This is a genomic window from Roseateles asaccharophilus (assembly GCF_031458115.1).
GTDB classification, from domain to species: Bacteria; Pseudomonadota; Gammaproteobacteria; order Burkholderiales; family Burkholderiaceae_C; genus Pelomonas; species Pelomonas asaccharophilus_A.
Map to the genome: position 1 here is coordinate 662,339 of NZ_JAVDXV010000002.1, position 19,830 is coordinate 682,168.

Below are 19,830 nucleotides of genomic sequence, written 5' to 3' on the forward strand. Positions count from 1 at the left end.
TCCCGCCCCCTCAATTGAGGGTCGCCAGCAATTTGCGGGCATCTTCAGCTGTGTCGGAGTTCACGCTGGACTGCAAGGCCGCGTTGGCTTCGTCCCGGGCTTCCGATTTGCGGCCGGCTTTGGCCAAGGCCGCGGCAAGGTGATATCGGATGGCGGCATTCTCGGGAGCGCGAAGGCGTGCGTCGCGCAGCAGCTGCAAAGCCCGGTCGTTGCTGCCCAGGCGGTGATGGGCCCACCCCGCGGTATCCAGCAGAAGGATGTTGCGCGCGTCGACCTTGAGCCCTCGTTCCGCGACCTCGACGGCTTCTGCGTTGTTCATCTCAATCAGGACATTGGCAAGGTTGTTCAGCGCATCCAACTGGCTGGGTTGTGTCTTCAGAATCGCTTCGTACTGCCCCTTGGCTGCGCGGAAATCCCGCTGGCGCACCAGTGTTTCCGCCAGGGCCGAGCGGACGCCGATGTCATTGGGGTTCTTTTGCAGCCAGGGTGCCGCCAGATCGGCAGCGGGGCGGAAGCTGCCGTAGCTGCCGTGCGCGCGTATCAGCCGGGACAGGCTCTGACTGGATTTGTCGACGTCGTACGCCTTGCGCAAAGCGTCAAGCGCCGCTGCCGGCATGCCTTTGCGTGTCGCCGCGTCGGCCAGCAGGTTGTAGCCGGTCGGGGACTTGGGCAGCGCGCGGACGACCTGTTGAGCCCATTGCTCCGCCTTGGTGATGTCGCCTCGGGACATCTCGACGCTGGAGAACAGCGCGAGTGCCGGAACAAAGCCGGGCGTGCCGGAGAGGGCCTTCTCCAGGCTGTAGGCGGCGCCGGAGAAGTCCTTGATCAGCAATTGCTGCCTCGCGATGTCCACCAGGCGGGGGGAGTCAAATCCGGCGCGACGTGATGCGTTGGTCAGTGTCGACTTGGGACCGGTGGTGTCGCCATTGCCGGCTTGCGCGGCGGCATAAGCCTGCAATGCCTGCGGGTCGTCGGGCAACTTGGACAGCAGCACCTTGGCCGCTTCCAGCGCCCGGGCGGGAGCGCCTTTGCGCAGATGCCAGGCCACGAGCGCGAAGTTCGCCTGCGTCTCGCGCGGGCCGCTGGCTTCGGCTGCACTCTCCAGCCACTTGAGCGCTTCATCGTCCTTGCCCCATTGCTCGTTCAACAAGGCCAGTTCGAACAAGATCGTGACATTGCGCTCGCTGGTCTTCAGCATGTCGCGCAACCGCTTGTGGGCGGCATCGAAATTGCGCGTGACGATGTCTACACGCGCCAGGCCCAGCCGGGCCTCGAGCAGGCTGGGGGACAGCGCCATGGCCTTCTCGTATCCGGCTCGGGCGCTCGCATGATCGCCCGCCTGTGCTTTTGCATAGGCCTGGATCATGACGACCGTGGCGTTCTCCGGGTTGGCGCGCGCCAGTCCGTCGACGACGTTCAGCGCCTTGGCGAGCTGCCCATCGCGCAGCAATGCGGTGGCGAGCGCCAGACCGGCCTGCGTGCGCTTGGGATCTTGCGCGTAGGCCTTGGTCAGCTCGTCCAGCGCCAGCGCGTCCTTGCCCGAGTGAAGCAGTGACAAGCCCAGCGTCGTTCGGTACTCGGCCGCATCCCGGGTTTTCAGGGCCTCCTGCATGAGGCTGGCGGCGCGGTCGTGCTTGCCTTGAGACATGTAGGTGGAGGCCAGCATCTGCAGGGCCTGGCCATCGCCTGGGCGAGCCTTCACATAGGCCTCCAACAGGTCCGCTGCCCGACCTGGGTTGGGCTCCGCCAGTGCGATCTGCGCCAGCAGCTTGTTCAACGGATTGCCAGCCTGCTGCCGTGACGCCAGCTCGAGATAGGGCCTCGCTTTTTCCAGCTCGCCCAGGCCGAAGTGCGCCAATCCGTTCAGCATCAACAGCTGCGGCCTGAAACGGATGTGCTCGATGGGAACCGGGTCCAGCAGTTCGGTCAGCGCCTTCAGCGACTTCTTGGTGTCCGCCGGCCGACCTGCCCGTTCTGCCAGCAGTGCTTGCAGGTAGGTCCCGCGTGGATCGCGCGGCTTCAGACGCAGCAGCTCGTTGACCTCGGCGAGGGCGTCGGCATCGCGATCCAGGTCGACGTAGATGCCGGCCCGGGCCAAACGCGTATCGGCGTGCTTGGGGCTGAGCTGCACGATCTTGTCGTAGGTGGCCAGCGCCTGCGTGACCTGGCCCATCGCGTGCAATGTCGCACCGCGTTGGTAGAGCGCTTCGGCATCATTGGGGGCGAGCTTGAGCGCCTGATCAGCGGCGGCAAGCGCCTCGTTGAATTGACGCGCCCGCACGCGCAGCGGAAGCTCTGCCACCCAGCTTCCCGGGTCATTCGCGTTCAATGCGCGAGCCTCGAGCACGGATGCCAGGGCCATCTTGACGTCGCCGAGATCGGATTGCGCAAGCGCCCGCTCCAGCAGCAGGCTCTGACGCACCCCAGGCGGCAGGCCGCTGGGCAGGAGTCGCGGATCCTCCAGCATCTGAGGCTGACGGCCCTGTGCGCTCAGCGCCATCGCCAGCGGCACGACCACTTCGGCTCGGTTGACTCCCAGCCTCAACGCATCGTTGAAAGCCACTTCCGCAGCTGCGGGCTGGCTGTTGGCCAGCAGCGCCTTGCCCAGCAGCACGTGCACCGACAGTTGGTTCTTGTCCGCCTGCAGCGCGTTGCGCAGCTGGACGATGGCGCCGGGAATGTCGCGTTTTTCGTAGCGCTGCAGCGCGTCTTCGTAGAAGCGGGCGGCCTTGGCGGCGTCCTGGGCTTGCGCCGTGGTGGCAATCAGCAGGGCTGCCAGCAGGGCAGGAAGCGTATGGGGCAGGCGGGTCATCGAGCGGGCCGGCGGTGGGGGCGCCGGATTCTTGCAGATGCACGCACCGCGGCGGCAGGCTGCGTCAGTAGCGCAGCTCCAAGGTCATGACATCGTTCTCACGACGCATCTGGAAGCGGTTCAGAAAGCTGTTGCCCAGCAGCACATGGCTGATCTGGCCGGGAATGACGATGGCCGGCACGTCGCGCACCTCCACGACGCCGATGCGCACGCTGGCCAGGTCGATCAGGTAGGCAGGCACGGCCCCATTGGCGGTCTGCGTGATCACGCGTTTGCCGTGGATGTAGCGCAGCCCCAGCCTGTCGGCCTCGATCTGGCCGATGGAGATCACCGTGGCGCCGGTGTCCACCAGGAAGGTCGTGACCTGGCCGTTGATCTGGCCCATGGCGGTGAAATGGCCGCCCTGGCCCATGGGCATCGTGATCTGGCGGCGCGCCACCGGCGCGTTGGACACCACCCGGGCCGGCGCGGCGCCCATCATCAGCGCCTGCCGGCGCCCGCCGATGTCCACGATCGCGCGACCTTCCTCCAGCGCGACCAGCCGCACCCCGTTGCTGGTGGCGCCGACTGCCAGCGTGCGCGGCTCGCCGTCGATCAGCAGCAACGCGAAGCGCCCGCCCATCATGCCGTTGAGCTGGACCTGCTGCGCCCAGGCGGGCGATGTCAGGGCCAGCCCCAGCAGCAGGGACGGCAGGAGCCGGGCGAGGCGCATGTCAGTCGCGGAAGTTGTTGTAGGTCAGCGGCGTGTCGCTGAAGCTCTTCTTCAGGTGCGCGATGGCCGTCTGCAGGTCGTCGCGGTTCTTGCCGGTCACGCGCACCGCGTCGCCCTGGATGCTGGCCTGCACCTTGAGCTTGCTGTCCTTCAGCGAGCTGACGATCTTCTTGGCCAGCGTGGCTTCGATGCCTTCCTTGATCTTGTAGACCTGGCGGACCTTGTCGCCGCCCAGCTTCTCGATCTTGTCCTGCTTGTCCAGGAAACTGATGACCACGTCCTGCTTGGTCAGCTTGGCGTACAGCACGGCCTCGATCTGCTCCAGCTGGAACTCGCTGTCGCCGGTGCTGTGGATTTCCTTGTCCTTCAGCTCGACCTTGGCGCCCGTACCCTTGAAGTCGAAACGGGTGCCGATTTCCTTGATGCTGTTGTCCACGCCATTGCGGATCTTGACGTGGTCGGGTTCGAGAACGGTGTCGAAGCTGGGCATCGCGGGAAAACGGTTGAATGAATAAGCGAAAATTTTCCCATGTCCTCGCAGTCCCAGCCCCCCTCAAACGCAGTGCCCCACGCTGTGCCAATTCCCGTCCAGGCCTTGCAGATCGAGGCCGATGTCAATCTCAGGCCCTACAACACCTTCGGTCTGCCGGCCCTGGCGAAACGGCTGGTGCGCATCCGCGAGGCCGCCGACGTGCGCCGCATCGTGGATCACCCGGACTTGGGGCGTGCGCCGAAGTTCGTGCTGGGCGGTGGTAGCAACCTGGTGCTGACCAAGGATGTGGAGGCGGTCGTGCTGAAGGTCGAGATCCCCGGCATCCGCCTGCTGGAGGAGCGCGCCGATGCATGGATCGTGGAGGCGGGCGCCGGCGTCGTCTGGCACGACCTGGTGCAGTGGACGCTGGACCACGGCTATCCCGGCCTGGAAAACATGGCGCTGATCCCCGGCACCGTGGGCGCGGCACCGGTGCAGAACATCGGCGCCTACGGCATCGAGGTGAAGGACCGCCTGGAGGCGGTGGAGGTGATGGACCTGGTGACCGGTCGGCCGGCGCTGCTGCCGGCTGAGGTGTGCCGCTTCGGCTACCGCGACAGCGTGTTCAAGCACAGCGATTTCGGCGGCCTCGCCGGCAAGAGCGTCATCACCCGGGTGCGCTTCCGCCTCCCGCGGCCCTGGCAGCCGGTGCTGGGCTATCTGGAGATCGAGCGCAAGATGCAGGAAACCGGCATCACGGCACCGGATGCGCGCCAGATCTTCGACTGGATCGTCGCGGTGCGCCGCGCCAAGCTGCCGGACCCGGCGGTCATCGGCAACGCGGGCAGCTTCTTCAAGAACCCGGTGGTGACTGCCGAGCAGTGCAAGGACATCATCGGCCGCGACCCCGGCATCGTGCACTACCCCATGCCCGACGGCAGCGTGAAGCTGGCCGCCGGCTGGATGATCGATGCCTGTGGCTGGAAGGGAAAGACCGTGGGCGGCGCGGCCGTCTATGAGAAGCAGGCGCTGGTGCTGGTGAATCGCAGCGGCGAGGCGCGGGGCGCCGAGGTCGTCACGCTGGCGCGGGCCATCCAGGAGAGCGTCTACGGCCGCTTCGGCATCCGGCTCGAACCGGAGCCGGTCGTCGTCTAGAGGTGAATCATGCCGCCCCAAGGCGGTGTACCGGGTTGATCATGCCTCCTCTGGACCCTGCGGGAGGATGGCGATGAGCGGACACCGATGGCGCCGGCGGGTGCTGCTGGCTTGGTTGGGCGGACTGGGTGTGCCGGCAGTGGCGCTGGAGCCGCTGCTGGCAAAGAGCGCGCCGGCGGGTATTGACCCCAAGCCCTATCTGGTCAGCGAGAAGCTGGACGGCGTGCGGGCGCTGTGGGACGGGCGGGTGCTGCGGTTCCGCAGCGGGCGGGTGATCGCGGCGCCGGCGTGGTTCCTGGCGCAGTTGCCGAAAGAGCCGCTGGACGGCGAGTTGTGGATCGCACGCCGCAGCTTCGATGCGCTGTCGGCCGCGGTGCGGCGCAGCGAGCCGGTGGACGCCGAGTGGCGGCGCATCCGCTATCACGTGTTCGAGTTGCCGGCGGGCGCAGGCAGCTTCGAGCAGCGCGCCCAGATGCTGAAGGGGCTGGCGGGCGGTGTGGTGGTGCCGGTCGAGCAGTGGCGGCTGGCGTCGACAGCTGCGCTGCAAGCCCGGCTCAGGGAGGTCGTGGCCGGCGGCGGCGAGGGACTAATGCTGCATCGCGCGGACGAGCCGCTGGCATCCGGTCGCAGCGATCTGCTGCTGAAGCTCAAGCCCGAAGCGGACGCCGAGGCTGTCGTCGTGGGCCATGAGCCCGGCAGGGGCCGCTTCGCCGGCCTGCTGGGCGCGCTGGAGTTGCAGACGCCGGAGGGCGTGCGCTTCCAGCTGGGCACCGGCTTCAGTGAAGCCCAGCGCCGCGATCCACCGCCGCTGGGCACCGTCGTCACCTACCGCTACCGGGAGCTGACTCCCAACGGCAAGCCGCGATTCGCGAGCTTTGTCCGCGTCGCCGACGCGTTCTGACGCCTCAGAGCCAGCGGATGATGTGCTGCAGCCATCGCGGCAGCGGACGGCCGGGGACGTAGGTCTGGCGGTAGGGGCTGTACATGGTCGGGCTCCTTAACGAATACTGTAATTCTATACAGTATTCATTCAATCTGGGCAGCCCTACCTGCCTGGGGTTTACTCCAGGCGCGGCAAGCCGCCGCCAGCCAGCAGGCCCGCGCCGGTGTAGATGCCCAGCTTGCCGCGCGTGTCGGTGATGTCCAGGTTGCGCATGGTCAGCTGGCCGATGCGGTCGGCGGGGCTGAATGGTGCGTCCTCGACCTTTTCCATGGACAGGCGCTCGGGCGCATAGGTCAGGTTGGCGCTGCGGGTGTCGAGGATGGAGTAGTCGTTGCCGCGGCGCAGTTCGATGGCGACCTCACCGGTCACGGCGCGGGCGATCCAGCGCTGGGCGGCTTCGCGCAGCATGATGGCCTGCGGGTCGAACCAGCGGCCCTGGTACAGCAGGCGGCCCAGCTTCATGCCGTTGATGCGGTACTGCTCGATGGTGTCCTCGTTGTGGATGCCGGTGACCAGGCGCTCGTAGGCGATGTGCAGCAGCGCCAGGCCCGGGGCCTCGTAGATGCCGCGGCTCTTGGCTTCGATGATGCGGTTCTCGATCTGATCGCTCATGCCCAGGCCGTGGCGGCCGCCGATGACGTTGGCCTCGGCCAGCAGCGCCACCGGATCGCGGAACTCGACGCCGTTCAGCGCGACGGGCACGCCTTCCTCGAAGCGCACCGTCACCGTTTCAGCCTTGACGACGACGTCCTCGCGCCAGAACGCCACGCCCATGATGGGGTTGACGATCTTGATGCCGCTGTTCAGGTGCTCCAGGTCCTTGGCCTCGTGCGTGGCACCCAGCATGTTGGAGTCGGTGGAGTAGGCCTTCTCGGCGCTCATCTTGTAGGCGAAGCCGTTGGCCGTCATGAAGGCCGACATTTCCGAGCGGCCGCCCAGTTCGTCGATGAAGGTCTGGTCCAGCCAGGGCTTGTAGATCTTCAGCGACGGGTTGGTCAGCAGGCCGTAGCGGTAGAAGCGCTCGATGTCGTTGCCCTTGAAGGTCGAGCCGTCGCCCCAGATGTTGACGCCGTCGGCCTGCATCGCGGCCACCAGCATCGTGCCGGTCACGGCGCGGCCGATGGGCGTGGTGTTGAAGTAGGTGACGCCCGCAGTGCTGATGTGGAAGGCGCCGGCCTGCAGCGCGGCGATGCCCTCGGCGACCAGCTGCGTGCGGCAGTCCACCAGCACGGCCTTCTCGGCACCGTACAGCATGGCCTTGCGCGGGATCTCGTCGTAGTCGGGCTCGTCGGGTTGGCCCAGGTTGGCCGTGTAGGCATAGGGCAGGGCGCCCTTCTTCTTCATCCAGTGCAGCGCGGCCGAGGTGTCGAGGCCGCCGGAGAAGGCGATGCCGACCTTCTGGCCGACGGGAACGGATTGCAGGATGGTGGACATGGTGTCGGTCTTCGGGGTGGGACGGTTATTCGGCGGGCGTCTTCAACGCGACGGGATGGATCTCGACGGAGGCGTCAGCGGTGGACACGTAGACGCTGCCGTCCTGGATGCTGATCTGCAGCTGCATGCTGCGCGCGGCCAGTGCAGCCAGGGCCTGCGACTGCTCGGCGGGAATCTGCCAGACGGCCAGCTTGGGCGTGCGCGTCAGCTTGTTTTCCAGATTGCGCCACCAGACCTCGGTGCTGGACGCGAAGCTGTAGACACTGACGCGTTCGCTGCGGCCATGGGCCTTCATGAGGCGGCGGTCATCGGGCTGGCCCAGGTCAATCCAGTGCACCACGTCGCCGGTCAGGTCCAGCTGCCAGAGGTCGGGCTCGTCCACGTCGGACAGTCCCTTGGTGAACTCCAGCTTGCCGCGCAGGTCGTCGGCCGGCAGGTTCAGCGCGAAGGCCAGCACGCGGATCATCAGCCGTTCTTCGGTCTCGCTGGGGTGGCAGGCCAGCACGAGGTTGTGGTCACCGTAGACATGGCGGTCCATGTCGGCGATCTGCAGCTGGGCTTTATAGATGGTGGCTTTGAGCGCCATTCGGGGCGTTGGCGGCGGGCGCCATGTACAAGGTGGTAACGAAAGGGCAGCCGGTGATTATCGCGGCGAAGCCTCGTGGCATCATTCCGCCCTTCAGTTCCGAACCTTCGCAACCCAAGTTGCGCCCTCGTCATGAAACGCATTCTTCTTCCGCTGACCCTGGTCCTCGCTGTCTCTGCCCAGGCACAGATCACCAACAACACCAAGGCCAAGGTCGACCCGAAGAACAACAAGGTCAGCAACCCGGTCGTGGAAAAGCCCACGGCGCCCAAGCCCAAGCTGATGACGCGTGAGGAGCTGCGTGCCTGCATCGACCAGCAGGAAGCCAACAGCGCCGAAGCCGCCGCCATCAAGAACGAACAGAACGCCTACAAGGCCAATGCCGAGGCGCTGAAGGCCGAGAAGGCCACCGTCGAAGCCGGCGAAGCCGAGCTGGGCAAGAAGATCTCCGCCGTGAAGGCCGAGAAGGAAGGCATCCTGGCTGAGCACGCCGCGATCGCCGCCGAGGCCTCCAAGCTCAAGAAGGAAGAGCTGAAGGCCCGCAACGAGGCCTACCTGAAGCGCACCACCGACTTCAACGCGATGTTCGAGGGTGTCAAGACCGCCGACGCCGAACAGGCCGCCAAGCGCAAGGCCTTCAGCGACAAGGTCGATGCGCTGGACGTGCAGTTCAAGGGCATCGAGGAGCGCACCGAGAAGCACTTCGACGCCAACGACAAGTGGAAGGCCGAGTGCAGCAACAAGGCCTACGACGAGAACGACGAGAAGGCCGTCCGCAAGGAAAAGGCCGCAGGCAAGTAAACGCCTGACTCATTGAACCGCTGAAGGCCGCTTCCTACCCGGAGGCGGCCTTTCGCTTTTTTGGAGCCCCGCATGAGCAACCCGCTGCTGCAGGACTGGACCGGCCCACACGGCCTGCCGCCTTTCGCCGACATCGCACCGACACATTTCCAACCCGCGTTCGACGAGGCGCTGGCCCGCCACCGCACCGAGATCGAGGCCATCGCCAGCCAGGCCGAGCCACCCAGCTTCGCCAACACCGTGGCGGCGTTCGATGCCAGCGGCCGGCTGCTGACCAGGCTCGAGCACCTGTTCTACACGTTGGCCGCGTCGGCCACGTCGCCGGAGTTGCAGGCTGCGCAACGCGCGCTGGCCGCGCCGCTGGCGACGCACAACAGCGCCATCTACATGCACGCGGGCCTGTTCGCTCGCGTCGCCGCGCTGTACGAGCAGCGCGAGCGCCTCGGCCTCGCGCCCGAGCAGCGCCGCCTGCTGGACCGCGTGCACCTGGACTTCCTGCGCGCCGGCGCCCGCTTCGCGCCCGAAGCCCAGGCGCGCTATGCCGCCATCATGGCCAAGCTGGCCGAGCTGAACACGCGTTTCGCGCAGAACGTGCTGGCGTCGGAGAACGGCTACCAGCTGCGCCTGTCCACCGAGGCCGAACTGGCCGGCTTGCCGGGTTTCGTGCGCGCCGCCGCGCGCCAGGCGGCGATCGACCGCGGGCTGGAGGAGGGCGTCCACGTCATCACGCTGTCGCGTTCGCTGATCGTTCCCTTCCTGTCGTTCAGCGCGCGGCGCGACCTGCGCGAGCAGGCCTGGCGCGCCTGGGTGGGGCGCGGTGACGACACGGGCGACACGGACAACCGCGCCATCTGCCGCGAGATCCTGGCGCTGCGCGCCGAGCAGGCCAAGTTGCATGGCCACGCCTGCTATGCCGACTACGCGTTGGAAGACACGATGGCGCAGAACCAGGCCGCCGTCATGAAGCTGCTGGAGTGCGTGTGGCATCCGGCACTGGCCGCGCAGGCCCGCGAGCGTGAGGCCGTGCAGGGCGCGATGGCCGCTGCCGGCGCCACGCATGCGCTGGAGGCCTGGGACTGGCGCTTCTATGCCGAACATGCCAAGCGGGCCCGCTTCGAGCTGGACGAGGCCGAGGTCAAGCCCTACTTCTCGCTGGACCGCATGGTGGCCGCGATGTTCGACTGCGCGAGCCGCCTGTTCGGCCTGCAGTTCAAGGCCAGGCCCGACATCGCGGGCTACCACGCCGACGTGCGCGCCTACGAGGTGTTCGACGCCGACGGCGCTTTGCGCGGCCTGTTCCTGCAGGACAACTTCGCGCGGCCGCCCAAGCGCAGCGGCGCGTGGATGAACGCGATGCGCAACCAGAGCCGCGCGCTGGGCGCCACGCCCATCATCCTGAACAACAACAACTTCGCACGCGGCGCGGCGGGCGAGCCCACGCTGCTGAGCTTCGACGACGTGCGCACGCTGTTCCACGAGTTCGGCCACGGCCTGCACGGCCTGTTGAGCAGCGTCGAGCACGAGCGCCTGGCCGGCACGCAGGTGCTGCGCGACTTCGTCGAGCTGCCGTCGCAGCTGTACGAGCACTGGATGGCCGAGCCGCAGGTGCTGAAGAAGTTCGCGCGCCACTGGCAGACCGACGAGCCGCTGCCCGACGCGCTGCTGGCCAAGCTGCAGGCTGCGCGCCAGTTCGGCCAGGGCTACGAGACGCTGCGCTACACGGCCAGCGCCCTGGTGGACATGGCCGCGCATGCGCTGCCGCAGCCGCCGGCCGATGTCGTGGCCTTCGAGCGCGACACGATGCAGCGGTGGCAGCTGCCGGCCGAGGTGGGCATGAACCACCGCATGACGCACTTCCAGCATCTGTTCAGCAGTGCCGGCTATGCGGCCGGGTACTACGTCTACCTGTGGGCCGAGGTGCTGGACTGCGACGCCTTCGATGCCTTCGTCGAGGCCGGCGACGTGTTCGACGGCGCGGTGGCGGCGCGCCTGCGCGAGTGCATCTATTCCAGCGGCAACAGCCGCGAGCCGGGCGAGGCCTTCCGCGCGTTCCGCGGCCGCGATCCGGTCGTGGAACCCATGTTGAAAGACAGAGGTCTGCTGCCGGCCTGACGTGGTAAAACGCCCGGCGCCATGGTCGGTATGCAGCTGACCGTGGCGTTACACAGGGAGTAGAAAACCATGCGAATCCAAAGAATCGGCCGCCCGGCCGTCGTCGCGGCGTGCGCGCTGACCCTTGCTGCTTGTGGCGGCGGTGGCGACTCGTCTTCCGGGGGCGAGCCCCCGCTGCAGCAGCAGACCATGCTGGGCATCAGCGCCAGCAACTACCAGGCGGTGGGTCAGGCCGTCGTGTCCAGTGCGCTGTTCCTGGGTGACAGCGGTGGTCTGGTGAGCGGCGCCGAGACCTCCACGGACGCTCGCGTGCTGCGCCATGCGGTCAACACCGCCAAGCGCGGCTTCGAACGGGGCGGCAACCGGCCGGTGCTGGTGACCGGTGTCGAGATCCGTGACACCGTGGCCTGCGCGCAGGGCGGCAGTATCGCCGTGACGGTGAACGATGCCAACAACAACGGCAGCTTCGACGCGGGCGACAGCATCACGATGGATCTGCTGTCCTGCAAGGAAGAAGGCGCCGTCTCGCAGGGCCGCCTCGCCATCAGCGTGCAGGCGATCACGGGCGTCTTCGACAGCAACAACTACAGCGCGACGATGACGATGACGATGACCGCGTTCAACGTCACCACCGGCAGCGATTCGGCGCAGGGCGATGGCGCGCTGAGCATGACCATGAGCCAGTCGCCTTCCGGCGTGGGCGAGCTGACGCTGTCCACGGCGCGGTTCGCGTTCAGCGGCCGCGTGGGTGGCCAGAACTTCACGACGACGCTGACCGATACGCGGCTGGTCGTGCGCGACGAAACCGTGGGCAGCGCCTGGCGTTCCAGCATCACCTACACCAGCACGCTGGACAGCAGCCAGTTCGGCAACAAGCAGGTGACCATCACGACGCCGCAGGCGCTGGTCATCACCGCCGGCAATGTCTACCCGAGCAGCGGCCAACTGCTGGCACGCGGCCATGCGAACTCGGCCGTGCGCATCACCGCGCTGAACGCCACCCAGGCCCGTCTGGAGCTGGACGCCGAGGGCGATGGCAGCTACGAGACGCAGGTGACCAAGACCTGGGCCGAGCTGCAGTGAAGACCGCCGTACTGGCGCTGCTGGCCGGCCTGGCGGCGACTGCCGCCAGTGCCGGGTCCGACTGGCGCTATCAGTTGGCCGGCCAGCAGGAGTGGCAGCAATGGCGCGAAACGGGCCGTGATGGCCGGCGTGTTGTGGCCGAGGACGGCCGGCTGGCCGGCCTGTCCGCCACGCTGGCCTGGGCGCCGCGCGACGCCGCCAGCGCGACGCTGCGCTTCGGCACGTCGTGGGGCGGCCGGGACTATCGGGGCCTCAGCAACCAGGGCAACGACCTGCGCACGCGCAGCGACCTGAGCCACGTGTTCGTTCGTGCCGAGGGCGCCTGGGCGCCGCAGCCGCTGGGCGGCACCTGGCATTGGCAGCCTTTGATGGCCGCCGAGTTCTGGCAATGGCGGCGGCGACTGCAAGATGCCGGCAATGCGCGTGGCTATCCCGAGCGCTACCGCCAGGGCCTGCTGCTGCTGGGTCTGCAGGCCGGTGACGAGGCCGGTGCGCTGCTGCGCCTGGAGGCCGGCACCGGGCCGGCCGGCAGCAACCGCGTGGAACTGCCGGGCCGGGACGCCGCCGCGTTGCCGCTGGGGCGCGCACGCAGCTGGCGCGTGGGATTGGGCAGCGCGATGTTGGAAGGGTGGCGGTGGGACGTCAGCGCCGAGCGCCTGACCTTCGCGGCCGGTGAGGAGCGACCCATCACGCTGCAAGGCGTGCCGCTGCAGTCGGCACGGCAACCGCGAACCGAACTGCGGCGTCTGCAGTTCCAGCTGAGCTGGGGTGGTTAGGCCTCGGGCCGCCGCCACAGCCAGATGGCCACGGCGGCCATCACCGCCGGCACACCGATGCGCACGGCCAGCGGCAGCGGCGTGAACTGCATCATCACGGCGCTGCTCGTCATCATCAGTGTGGCCAGCCACTTCGCGCGCCGCGGCACGGCGCCGCGCTCACGCCAGTGGCGGATGTGCGGCCCGAAGTGCGCGTGATCCAGCAGCCAGGCCTCCAGCGCCGGCCAGCCCTTGCCGCCGGCCCAGGCGGCCAGGATCAGGAAGGGCACGGTGGGCATCACCGGCAGCACCGCGCCGATGACGGCCAGCGCCACGCTCAGCACGGCCAGCGTTCGCCACAGCAATCGCGCTGCGGCCTTGCGCATTACTTCAACCCGCCGCTGAGGAACTGCTGCAGCCGCTCGCATTGCGGGCGCAGCAGCATCTCCTTGGGGTTGCCTTCCTCCTCGACCCGGCCCTGATGCAGGAACAGGCAGTGGTTGGACACCTCGCGCGCGAAGCCCATCTCGTGCGTGACGACCACCATGGTGCGGCCTTCGCCGGCCAGGTCGCGCATCACCTTCAGCACCTCGCCCACCAGCTCGGGGTCCAGCGCCGATGTGGGTTCGTCGAACAGCATGACCTCGGGGTCCACCGCCAGCGCACGGGCGATGGCGACGCGCTGCTGCTCGCCGCCGGACAGCTGCGCCGGGTAGACGTTCGCGCGGTGCGACACGCCCACGCGCGCCAGCAGCGCCTGCGCGCGCTCGGTGGCCTCGGCCTTGGACTTGCCCAGCACGTGCACCGGCGCCTCGATGACGTTCTCCAGCACCGTCATGTGGGCCCACAGGTTGAAGTTCTGGAACACCATGGCCAGCCGCGCGCGCCAGCGCTGCAGCTGCGGGGCGTCAGCCGCCTTCAGGCTGCCGTCGCGATCGCGCACCAGCTTCAGCGCCTCGCCGCCCAGGCTCAGCTCGCCCTCGTGCGGCTGCTCCAGCAGGTTCAGGCAGCGCAGGAAGGTGCTCTTGCCGGAGCCCGACGAGCCAATCAGCGTGACGACGTCGCCGCGCTTGGCGGCCAGCGAGATGCCCTTCAGCACCTCCCGCTCGCCGAAGCGCTTGTGGATGTTGTTGGCTTGGAGTTGGATGTCGCTCATCGTGTTCATGCACCCAGCAGCTTGCCGGTGCGGATTGCTTCCTTGCCGGCCACCTTGGCCACGCGCATGCCGGCATTGGCAAAGCGCAGGAAGTCGCGCGCGAAGAACAGGCCGTCGACCGGGCTCTTCAGCTCCGTGACCTGGGCCGTGATGGGGTCGATGACATGGGCCAGCACGTCGCCGGCCTGCACCTCGGCGCCGGCCTCCTTCAGGAAGGTCAGCACGCCGGGCACCGGCGACTTGATGGGCATGCTGCCGGCCAGCGGGCGGGCGTCGCCCACCGCGTCGGGCAGCGCTGGCTTGTCGCCTTTGAGCAGGCCGCGCCAGCGCAGGAAGTCGATGATGTTCTTCGCGTCGGCGGCGGCCAGCTCGTGCGTCACGTCGCAGGCGCCGCGCAGCTCCACGGTGACGGACAGGCAGGCCTGCGGGATGGGGAAGCGGCCGCCGAAATGCGCCTTCCACTTCCACCAGACCTGCGAGCAGGCCTCGTCGAAGGGGTTGTCGCCCGAGTCCTGGGCCAGCAGCGTGAGGCGCGAGCCGAGGAAGCGCGCCAGCGGCTCGCAATCGGGCCAGCAGGGTGTCTCGGTGTAGAGGTGCATGACGGCCTGCGCGTCGCAGTGCAGGTCCAGCACGATGTCGGCGTCGCAGGACAGGCTCATCAGCTGGCGGCGTTGCGACTGCAGTTCGGTGTCCACCGGCGACGCGTCGACGGCCGCCTTCAGCGCGCGGCGCAGCAGGGCCACGTTGGCGGCCGCGTCGGCACCCAGTTGCGGCTCAACGGCAGCGGCCACGGCGGCGATCTGGTCGGGGTAGTGGCGGTTGAAGTTCTCGCCCGACATCAGCTCGAACCGGCCCAGGTGCGCATGCAGCAGGAACTGGGACAGGCCGATGGGGTTGGCCATGGGCACCAGCACGATCTCGCCGCTGATCTGGCCGGCGGCCTCCAGCGCGTCGAGTTGCAGCCGCAGGTGGTGGGCCACCAGCATGCCGGGCAGTTCGTCGCCGTGCAGCGACGCCTGGATGTAGGCCTTCTGGCCGCCAGACTGGCCATAGTGCAGTGAGACCAGCTCGCGCTGCGTGCCCGGCGCGGGGGAGAGAAGAGGGTGGCGGACGAGGTTCATGGTCAGCGGCTCATCATGGGCTTGAGCCAGCGCTTCTCGGCCCATCGGAACAGCCCGACCAGGCTGAGCGTGAGCGCGAAGTAGAAGACGCCGGCCGTGATGAAGGCCTCGAAGGGGAGGTAGTACTTGGCGTTGATCGCGCGGGCGGCGCCGGTCAGGTCCAGCAGCGTGACGATGCTGGCCAGCGACGTGCCATGCAGCATGAAGATGGCCTCGTTGCCGTAGGCCGGCAGCGCGCGGCGCAGCGCGGCGGGCAGCACGATGCGGCGCAGCATCAGGCCGCGGCTCATGCCCAGCGCCTTGGCGGCCTCGATCTCGCCGGCCGGCAGCGCGCGGATGCTGCCGGCGATGATCTCGGTCGTGTAGGCCGCCGTGTTCAGCGTGAAGGTCAGCCAGGCGCAGAAGGTGGCCGACGACAGCCAGGGCCAGGCCCAGCTGTCGCGCACCGCGTCGAACTGCGCCAGGCCGTAATAGATGAGGAACAGCTGCACCAGCATCGGGGTGCCGCGGAACACATAGGTGTAGACCCAGACGGCGCGCGACGCGAAACCCGTGGACACGGTGCGCACGACCGCCAGCGGCAGTGCCAGCGCGAGGCCGCAGGCCAGCGACAGCACCAGCAGCTTCAGCGTGATCAGCGCGCCTTCCAGGTACATCGGCAGGTTCTCTGCGATGGCGTCGAAGTTCACAGCCGGCCCTCCCTCACGCCGATCGCGAGCTTCTTGCTCGCCCAGGCGAAGCCAAACTCCGACACACTGGTGAACACCAGGTAGATCAGCGCCACCGCCAGGTAGAAGCTGAACGGCTCGCGCGTGGTGCCGGCGGCCTGCTGGCCGCGCGTCATCAGGTCCGACAGGCCGATGACCGACACGATGGCCGTGCTCTTGATCAGCACCAGCCAGTTGTTGGACACGCCCGGCAGCGCATGGCGCAGCATCTGCGGCAGCGTGATGCGCCACAGTACCTGGCGCGGGCTCATGCCGTAGGCCAGCCCGGCCTCGCGCTGGCCCGGCGGCACGGCCAGGAAGGCGCCGCGGAAGGCCTCGGTCAGGTAGGCACCGAAGATGAAGCCGATGGTCAGCACGCCGGCGATGAAGGGGTCGATGTCGATGTAGTCCTCATGGCCCAGCATCGGGGCGATGGTGTTCACCGCCAGCTGGCCGCCGTAGAAGATCAGCAGCATCAGCAGCAGATCGGGCACGCCGCGGATCAGCGTCGTGTAGGTGGCGGCCACGCCTCGCGCGATGCGGGAGCGAGACAGCTTGGCCAGTGCGCCGGCCAGGCCCAGCAGCACCGCGACGGCCAGCGACGACAAGGCCACGGCCAGCGTGACGGTGGCGCCTTCGAGCAGGCTGGGAAGGAATCCGTGCAACAACATGTCTAGCGCGGTGGGGTGACGAGGTCGAAGCTGAAATAGCGGTCGTTCAGGGCCTTCAGCGTGCCGTTGCCGCGCAGCGCGGCGAGCGCCTCGTCGACGCGGCGGCCCAGCGTGGCCACGTCGCCCTTGCGCATGCCCACGCCGATGCCCTTGCCGTAGAACTGCTCCTGGCGGCCGAAGTCCGGCCCGACGAAGGCGAAGCCGCGGCCCTCCGCACGGTTCAGGAAGCCGAATTGCGCGATGACGGCATCCACCAGCGTCGCGTCCAGGCGGCCGGCCTTCAGGTCCAGGAAGGCCTGGTCCTGCGTGGGGTAGCGCAGCACCTGGCTGTCCTTGAACTGCGCGGCCAGGAAGCGCTCATGGATGGTGCCGCGCTCCACGCCTATGCGTTTGCCCTTCAACCCCGCGGGGCTGGCCTCCAGCCGCGCGTCGGTGCGCATGACCAGCCGCACCGGCGAGAAGTAGTAGGGCGTCGAGAACGCCATCAGTTGCTGGCGCTCCGGCGTGATGGACATGGAGGCCATGATGGCGTCTATCTTGCGCGACAGCAGCGCCGGCGCCAGGCCGTCGAAGTCCAGGATGACCGGCACGCACTGCTGGACCATGCGTGTGCACAGCGCCTGCGCCAGGTCGACCTCGAAGCCCTTCAACTGGCCGTCGCTGCCAACCTCGCTGAAGGGCGCGTAGCCGACGGCAAAGCCGATGCGCAGGCGCTGGGGCGTCTGCGCCAGGGTCGCGCCCGGCAGGGCCAGGCCGGCGGCGAGGGCCGTGCGGCGTCGCATCACTTGGTGCGCGGCGCGATGTCGTAGTCGAAGTACTTGTCGGCCAGCTTCTTGAACGTGCCGTTGGCCTGCAGCGCGTCGATGGCGGCGTTGAACTTCTTGCCCAGCGTCGCCTCGTCGGCCTTGCGCATGCCTACGCCTGTGCCGACACCGAAGATCTTGTCATCGTTGATGGGGGCGCTGGCGAACGCGAAGCCCTTGCCCTCGGGCTTCTTCAGGAAGCCGAAGTCGGCGGCGGGCGAGTCCATCAGCGTGGCGTCGATGCGGCCGCTCTTCAGGTCCAGGAAGACCTGGTCCTGCGTGCCGTAGCGGACGATCTCGCTTTGCTTGAACGTGGCGGCCGCATAGGCCTCGTGCGTGGTGCCGCGCTGCACGCCGATCTTCTTGCCCTTCAGGCCGGCGGCGGTGGCGTCCAGCTTCACGCCGGCCTTGGCGACCAGGCGGGCGGGGGTGTTGTAGTAGGGCTTGGAGAAGCCGATGACCTTCTGGCGCTCGTCGGTGATGGAGACGCTGGCGAAGATGGCGTCCACCTTGCGCGACTGCAGCGCCGGGATCAGGCCGTCGAACTCCTGCTGCACCAGGGTGCACTGCGCCTTCATCTCGGCACAGTAGGCCTGCACCAGCTCGATCTCGAAGCCCTTGAGCTTGCCGTCGGGGCCGATCTCGGAGAAGGGCGGGTAGGCGCCTTCGACGCCGATGCGCAGCTTCTTCCATTCGGGCGCTTGGGCCTGCGCCAGCGATGCGGCGGCCAGTGCCAGCGCGAACAGGGTGGTTTTCTTCATGTCGGACCTCTTCGTGAGACGGTGGGACGGATTCAGCGGGCGACCTCGGGTAGCCAGTCGCGCAAGGCCGCAAGGGTAGCAGCCGGGTCTTCCTCCTGAGGCACATGGCCCAGCGCGGGAAACTTCACCAGCCGGCTGCCGGGGATGGCAGCGTGGAACTTCTCGCCCCAGACGGGCGGGATCAGCCGGTCCTTGCCGCCCCACAGGATCAGCGTGGGCACCTTGATTTCGGGCAGGCGCTCGACCGGGCCGGGCGCCAGCTGGTCCATGCGCCGCATCAGCGCGACGCGGTTGCCTTCGCGCAACGTCAGCTCGTAGTAGCGGTCCACCAGCGCGGCGCTGACGCGCGACGGGTCACCGTAGACGGACAGCACGCTGTCCTCGATGGCGCGGCGCGGCAGCACCCAGCGCATGGGCTCGCGCAGCACCGGGATGCGGGCGATGCGAAAGCCCAGCGGCAGCGATTCAGGCACGAAGTCGTAGCCCGCGGCATCCACCAGCACCAGGCCCGCCACGCGGGCCGGGTCGGCCAGCGCCAGCTGCCAGGCGATCTCGCCGCCCAGCGAATTGCCCGCCACGATGACGCGGCCCACGCCCAACCGCGCCAGCAGGTTGCGCACGAAGGCCACGTAGCGCGCGTCGCTGTAGTCGTGGTCGGCCTGATTTGGGTAAGGCCCTGTCAGGCCGAAGCCGGGCAGGTCGAAGCTGATGACGCGGCGCGTGCGCGCGAGTTCCGTGGCCCAGCCCTCCCAGGTGTGCAGGCTGGCGCTGGTGCCGTGGATGAGCACCAGCGGCAGCGGGTCGCTGGCCGGGCCCTGGTCGCGGACGTGCACCAGCAGGCCGTCCAGCTCGATGAAGTCCGACGGCGGCGGCGCCCAGCGCGGCACCAGGCTGTCCAGCGAGCGGTCGGGCGCCTTGCTGACGGCAAAGCCCAGCGCCGCCAGCATCAGCAGGATGCCGACCACCTTCAGCGCCCGGTCGCTGAATCTGCCGCTCACGTCGGGCTGAGGTCCGCGTTGACGCCCCGGCGGTCGTCGAAGACGAAGCAGTTGCCGTGGTAGTGCTTGCCGCCGGTGTCCTCGAAGTACTTCAGGATGCCGCCATCCAGCTGCCAGGTGATCAGCCCCTGCTCCTCCAGCAGCATGGCCGCCTTCTCGCAGCGGATGCCGCCGGTGCAGTAGCTGACGACCGTCTTGCCTTCCAGTTCGTCGCGATGGGCCGCCAGCGCGTCGGGGAAGTCGCTGAACTTGTCCAGCCGCCAGTCGACGGCGCCGTCGAACGCGCCCTGGTCCACCTCGAAGCCGTTGCGCGTGTCCAGCATGACCACCTCGCGGCCGTCGTCGTCGTGGCCCTGGTCCAGCCAGCGCGCCAGCGTGGCGGGGGCCAGGGCCGGCGCGCGCGGCGCCTGGTCGGGGCGGACGGTAGGCCGGTTCATGCGGATGATCTCGGGCTTGACCTTGACCTTCAGGCGCTGGAACGGTTGCACCTCGCTCCAGCTCTCCTTGGGCGTCAGCGTCGCGAAGCGCGCGTCGGCGCGCAACTCGGCCACCCAGGCGTTGACGGCCTCGGCGGGGCCGGCCAGGAACAGGTTGATGCCTTCCTCGGCGATCAGCACCGTGCCCTTGAGGGCCAGGGCCAGGGCCCGCGCTTCGAGGCGATCGCGCAGCGCCGCCGTGTCGGGCAGCGAGACGAACAGGTAGCAGGAGATGTTGAGGATGTGACCGGACTGCATAGACGGCCCGGATT

The 19,830-nt window shown here is 68.2% G+C and carries 20 protein-coding genes; 6 read left to right on the top strand and 14 right to left on the bottom strand.

Going from position 1 to position 19,830, the window contains the following annotated elements:
- Nucleotides 1-10 precede the first annotated feature (10 nt).
- The 3 genes from prsT to J2X21_RS07610 form a co-directional block, all read right to left on the bottom strand.
- Nucleotides 11-2,812 (bottom strand): XrtA/PEP-CTERM system TPR-repeat protein PrsT, encoded by a 2,802-nt coding sequence (prsT, locus tag J2X21_RS07600; RefSeq protein ID WP_310326824.1) that lies wholly within the window; start codon nucleotides 2,810-2,812, stop codon nucleotides 11-13.
- 64 nt (nucleotides 2,813-2,876) lie between these two features.
- Nucleotides 2,877-3,524, bottom strand: a complete 648-nt coding sequence (locus tag J2X21_RS07605; RefSeq protein WP_310326826.1) for a retropepsin-like aspartic protease family protein — start codon at nucleotides 3,522-3,524, stop codon at nucleotides 2,877-2,879.
- 1 nt (nucleotide 3,525) lies between these two features.
- Nucleotides 3,526-4,014 (bottom strand): YajQ family cyclic di-GMP-binding protein, encoded by a 489-nt coding sequence (locus tag J2X21_RS07610; RefSeq protein ID WP_310326827.1) that lies wholly within the window; start codon nucleotides 4,012-4,014, stop codon nucleotides 3,526-3,528.
- 105 nt (nucleotides 4,015-4,119) lie between these two features.
- Between J2X21_RS07610 and murB the strand changes: the two genes are divergently transcribed.
- Together murB and J2X21_RS07620 are read left to right on the top strand one after the other, a co-directional pair.
- On the top strand, nucleotides 4,120-5,151 hold the full coding sequence (gene murB, locus J2X21_RS07615; RefSeq protein WP_310327237.1) for a UDP-N-acetylmuramate dehydrogenase: 1,032 nt from the start codon (nucleotides 4,120-4,122) through the stop codon (nucleotides 5,149-5,151).
- Nucleotides 5,152-5,224: 73 nt separating this feature from the next.
- Entirely contained in the window at nucleotides 5,225-6,052 is an 828-nt protein-coding gene (locus J2X21_RS07620; protein ID WP_310326828.1) for a DNA ligase, read from the top strand.
- A gap of 159 nt (nucleotides 6,053-6,211) precedes the next feature.
- Here J2X21_RS07620 and argG read toward each other — a convergent pair whose 3' ends face one another.
- Complete coding sequence (gene argG / locus J2X21_RS07625; protein WP_310326831.1) at nucleotides 6,212-7,528, bottom strand: argininosuccinate synthase; 1,317 nt, start codon at nucleotides 7,526-7,528, stop codon at nucleotides 6,212-6,214.
- Nucleotides 7,529-7,553: 25 nt separating this feature from the next.
- Entirely contained in the window at nucleotides 7,554-8,114 is a 561-nt protein-coding gene (locus J2X21_RS07630; protein ID WP_310326834.1) for a YaeQ family protein, read from the bottom strand.
- Between the two features lie 132 nt (nucleotides 8,115-8,246).
- On the opposite strand from J2X21_RS07630, the gene J2X21_RS07635 reads away from it, so the two are divergent.
- The 4 genes from J2X21_RS07635 (at nucleotide 8,247) to J2X21_RS07650 (ending at nucleotide 12,886) form a co-directional block, all read left to right on the top strand.
- Nucleotides 8,247-8,915, top strand: a complete 669-nt coding sequence (locus J2X21_RS07635; RefSeq protein ID WP_310326837.1) for a hypothetical protein — start codon at nucleotides 8,247-8,249, stop codon at nucleotides 8,913-8,915.
- Nucleotides 8,916-8,987: 72 nt separating this feature from the next.
- Nucleotides 8,988-11,027, top strand: a complete 2,040-nt coding sequence (locus J2X21_RS07640; protein WP_310326839.1) for a M3 family metallopeptidase — start codon at nucleotides 8,988-8,990, stop codon at nucleotides 11,025-11,027.
- A 69-nt stretch (nucleotides 11,028-11,096) separates the two neighbouring features.
- Nucleotides 11,097-12,110, top strand: coding sequence for a hypothetical protein (locus J2X21_RS07645; protein ID WP_310326841.1), 1,014 nt, complete (start codon nucleotides 11,097-11,099; stop codon nucleotides 12,108-12,110).
- A complete protein-coding gene (locus tag J2X21_RS07650) occupies nucleotides 12,107-12,886 on the top strand; it encodes a hypothetical protein (protein WP_310326843.1) in 780 nt (259 codons plus the stop codon). The genes J2X21_RS07645 and J2X21_RS07650 overlap by 4 nt, the downstream gene beginning before the upstream one ends.
- Here the strand turns inward: J2X21_RS07650 and J2X21_RS07655 are convergent.
- From J2X21_RS07655 to J2X21_RS07695, 9 genes are read right to left on the bottom strand one after another with little or no spacing between them, the layout of a single operon-like run.
- Nucleotides 12,883-13,251 (bottom strand): YbaN family protein, encoded by a 369-nt coding sequence (locus J2X21_RS07655; protein WP_310326845.1) that lies wholly within the window; start codon nucleotides 13,249-13,251, stop codon nucleotides 12,883-12,885. The two genes, J2X21_RS07650 and J2X21_RS07655, sit on opposite strands and share 4 nt — an antisense overlap.
- Nucleotides 13,251-14,030, bottom strand: coding sequence for an ABC transporter ATP-binding protein (locus tag J2X21_RS07660; protein WP_310326848.1), 780 nt, complete (start codon nucleotides 14,028-14,030; stop codon nucleotides 13,251-13,253). Before J2X21_RS07660 ends, J2X21_RS07655 begins: the two co-directional genes overlap by 1 nt.
- Nucleotides 14,027-15,142: a succinylglutamate desuccinylase/aspartoacylase family protein gene (locus J2X21_RS07665; RefSeq protein WP_310326850.1), complete on the bottom strand. Its 1,116-nt coding sequence runs from the start codon at nucleotides 15,140-15,142 to the stop codon at nucleotides 14,027-14,029. The genes J2X21_RS07660 and J2X21_RS07665 overlap by 4 nt, the downstream gene beginning before the upstream one ends.
- A gap of 2 nt (nucleotides 15,143-15,144) precedes the next feature.
- The gene (locus J2X21_RS07670; RefSeq protein ID WP_310326853.1) at nucleotides 15,145-15,831 is read right to left on the bottom strand and encodes an ABC transporter permease; all 687 of its coding nucleotides are present in this window, start codon (nucleotides 15,829-15,831) and stop codon (nucleotides 15,145-15,147) included.
- Entirely contained in the window at nucleotides 15,828-16,520 is a 693-nt protein-coding gene (locus J2X21_RS07675) for an ABC transporter permease (RefSeq protein ID WP_310326855.1), read from the bottom strand. Before J2X21_RS07675 ends, J2X21_RS07670 begins: the two co-directional genes overlap by 4 nt.
- Before the next feature lie 2 nt (nucleotides 16,521-16,522).
- Entirely contained in the window at nucleotides 16,523-17,302 is a 780-nt protein-coding gene (locus J2X21_RS07680) for a transporter substrate-binding domain-containing protein (RefSeq protein ID WP_310326857.1), read from the bottom strand.
- Entirely contained in the window at nucleotides 17,302-18,084 is a 783-nt protein-coding gene (locus J2X21_RS07685; protein WP_310326860.1) for an ABC transporter substrate-binding protein, read from the bottom strand. Before J2X21_RS07685 ends, J2X21_RS07680 begins: the two co-directional genes overlap by 1 nt.
- A gap of 32 nt (nucleotides 18,085-18,116) precedes the next feature.
- Nucleotides 18,117-19,082 (bottom strand): alpha/beta fold hydrolase, encoded by a 966-nt coding sequence (locus tag J2X21_RS07690; RefSeq protein ID WP_310326862.1) that lies wholly within the window; start codon nucleotides 19,080-19,082, stop codon nucleotides 18,117-18,119.
- Nucleotides 19,079-19,816 carry a sulfurtransferase gene (locus J2X21_RS07695; protein ID WP_310326864.1) on the bottom strand — a complete coding sequence of 246 codons (738 nt, stop codon included), beginning with the start codon at nucleotides 19,814-19,816 and terminating at the stop codon, nucleotides 19,079-19,081. The genes J2X21_RS07690 and J2X21_RS07695 overlap by 4 nt, the downstream gene beginning before the upstream one ends.
- Between the last annotated feature and the right edge of the window lie 14 nt (nucleotides 19,817-19,830).

Bases quoted from the DNA above. Each gene is read 5' to 3' on its own strand.
- prsT (WP_310326824.1), bottom strand. From the start codon at position 2,812: ATGACCCGCCTGCCCCATACGCTTCCTGCCCTGCTGGCAGCCCTGCTG.
- J2X21_RS07605 (WP_310326826.1), bottom strand. From the start codon at position 3,524: ATGCGCCTCGCCCGGCTCCTGCCGTCCCTGCTGCTGGGGCTGGCCCTG.
- J2X21_RS07610 (WP_310326827.1), bottom strand. From the start codon at position 4,014: ATGCCCAGCTTCGACACCGTTCTCGAACCCGACCACGTCAAGATCCGC.
- J2X21_RS07620 (WP_310326828.1), top strand. From the start codon at position 5,225: ATGAGCGGACACCGATGGCGCCGGCGGGTGCTGCTGGCTTGGTTGGGC.
- argG (WP_310326831.1), bottom strand. From the start codon at position 7,528: ATGTCCACCATCCTGCAATCCGTTCCCGTCGGCCAGAAGGTCGGCATC.
- J2X21_RS07630 (WP_310326834.1), bottom strand. From the start codon at position 8,114: ATGGCGCTCAAAGCCACCATCTATAAAGCCCAGCTGCAGATCGCCGAC.
- J2X21_RS07635 (WP_310326837.1), top strand. From the start codon at position 8,247: ATGAAACGCATTCTTCTTCCGCTGACCCTGGTCCTCGCTGTCTCTGCC.
- J2X21_RS07640 (WP_310326839.1), top strand. From the start codon at position 8,988: ATGAGCAACCCGCTGCTGCAGGACTGGACCGGCCCACACGGCCTGCCG.
- J2X21_RS07645 (WP_310326841.1), top strand. From the start codon at position 11,097: ATGCGAATCCAAAGAATCGGCCGCCCGGCCGTCGTCGCGGCGTGCGCG.
- J2X21_RS07655 (WP_310326845.1), bottom strand. From the start codon at position 13,251: ATGCGCAAGGCCGCAGCGCGATTGCTGTGGCGAACGCTGGCCGTGCTG.
- J2X21_RS07660 (WP_310326848.1), bottom strand. From the start codon at position 14,030: ATGAACACGATGAGCGACATCCAACTCCAAGCCAACAACATCCACAAG.
- J2X21_RS07665 (WP_310326850.1), bottom strand. From the start codon at position 15,142: ATGAACCTCGTCCGCCACCCTCTTCTCTCCCCCGCGCCGGGCACGCAG.
- J2X21_RS07675 (WP_310326855.1), bottom strand. From the start codon at position 16,520: ATGTTGTTGCACGGATTCCTTCCCAGCCTGCTCGAAGGCGCCACCGTC.
- J2X21_RS07680 (WP_310326857.1), bottom strand. From the start codon at position 17,302: ATGCGACGCCGCACGGCCCTCGCCGCCGGCCTGGCCCTGCCGGGCGCG.
- J2X21_RS07685 (WP_310326860.1), bottom strand. From the start codon at position 18,084: ATGAAGAAAACCACCCTGTTCGCGCTGGCACTGGCCGCCGCATCGCTG.
- J2X21_RS07695 (WP_310326864.1), bottom strand. From the start codon at position 19,816: ATGCAGTCCGGTCACATCCTCAACATCTCCTGCTACCTGTTCGTCTCG.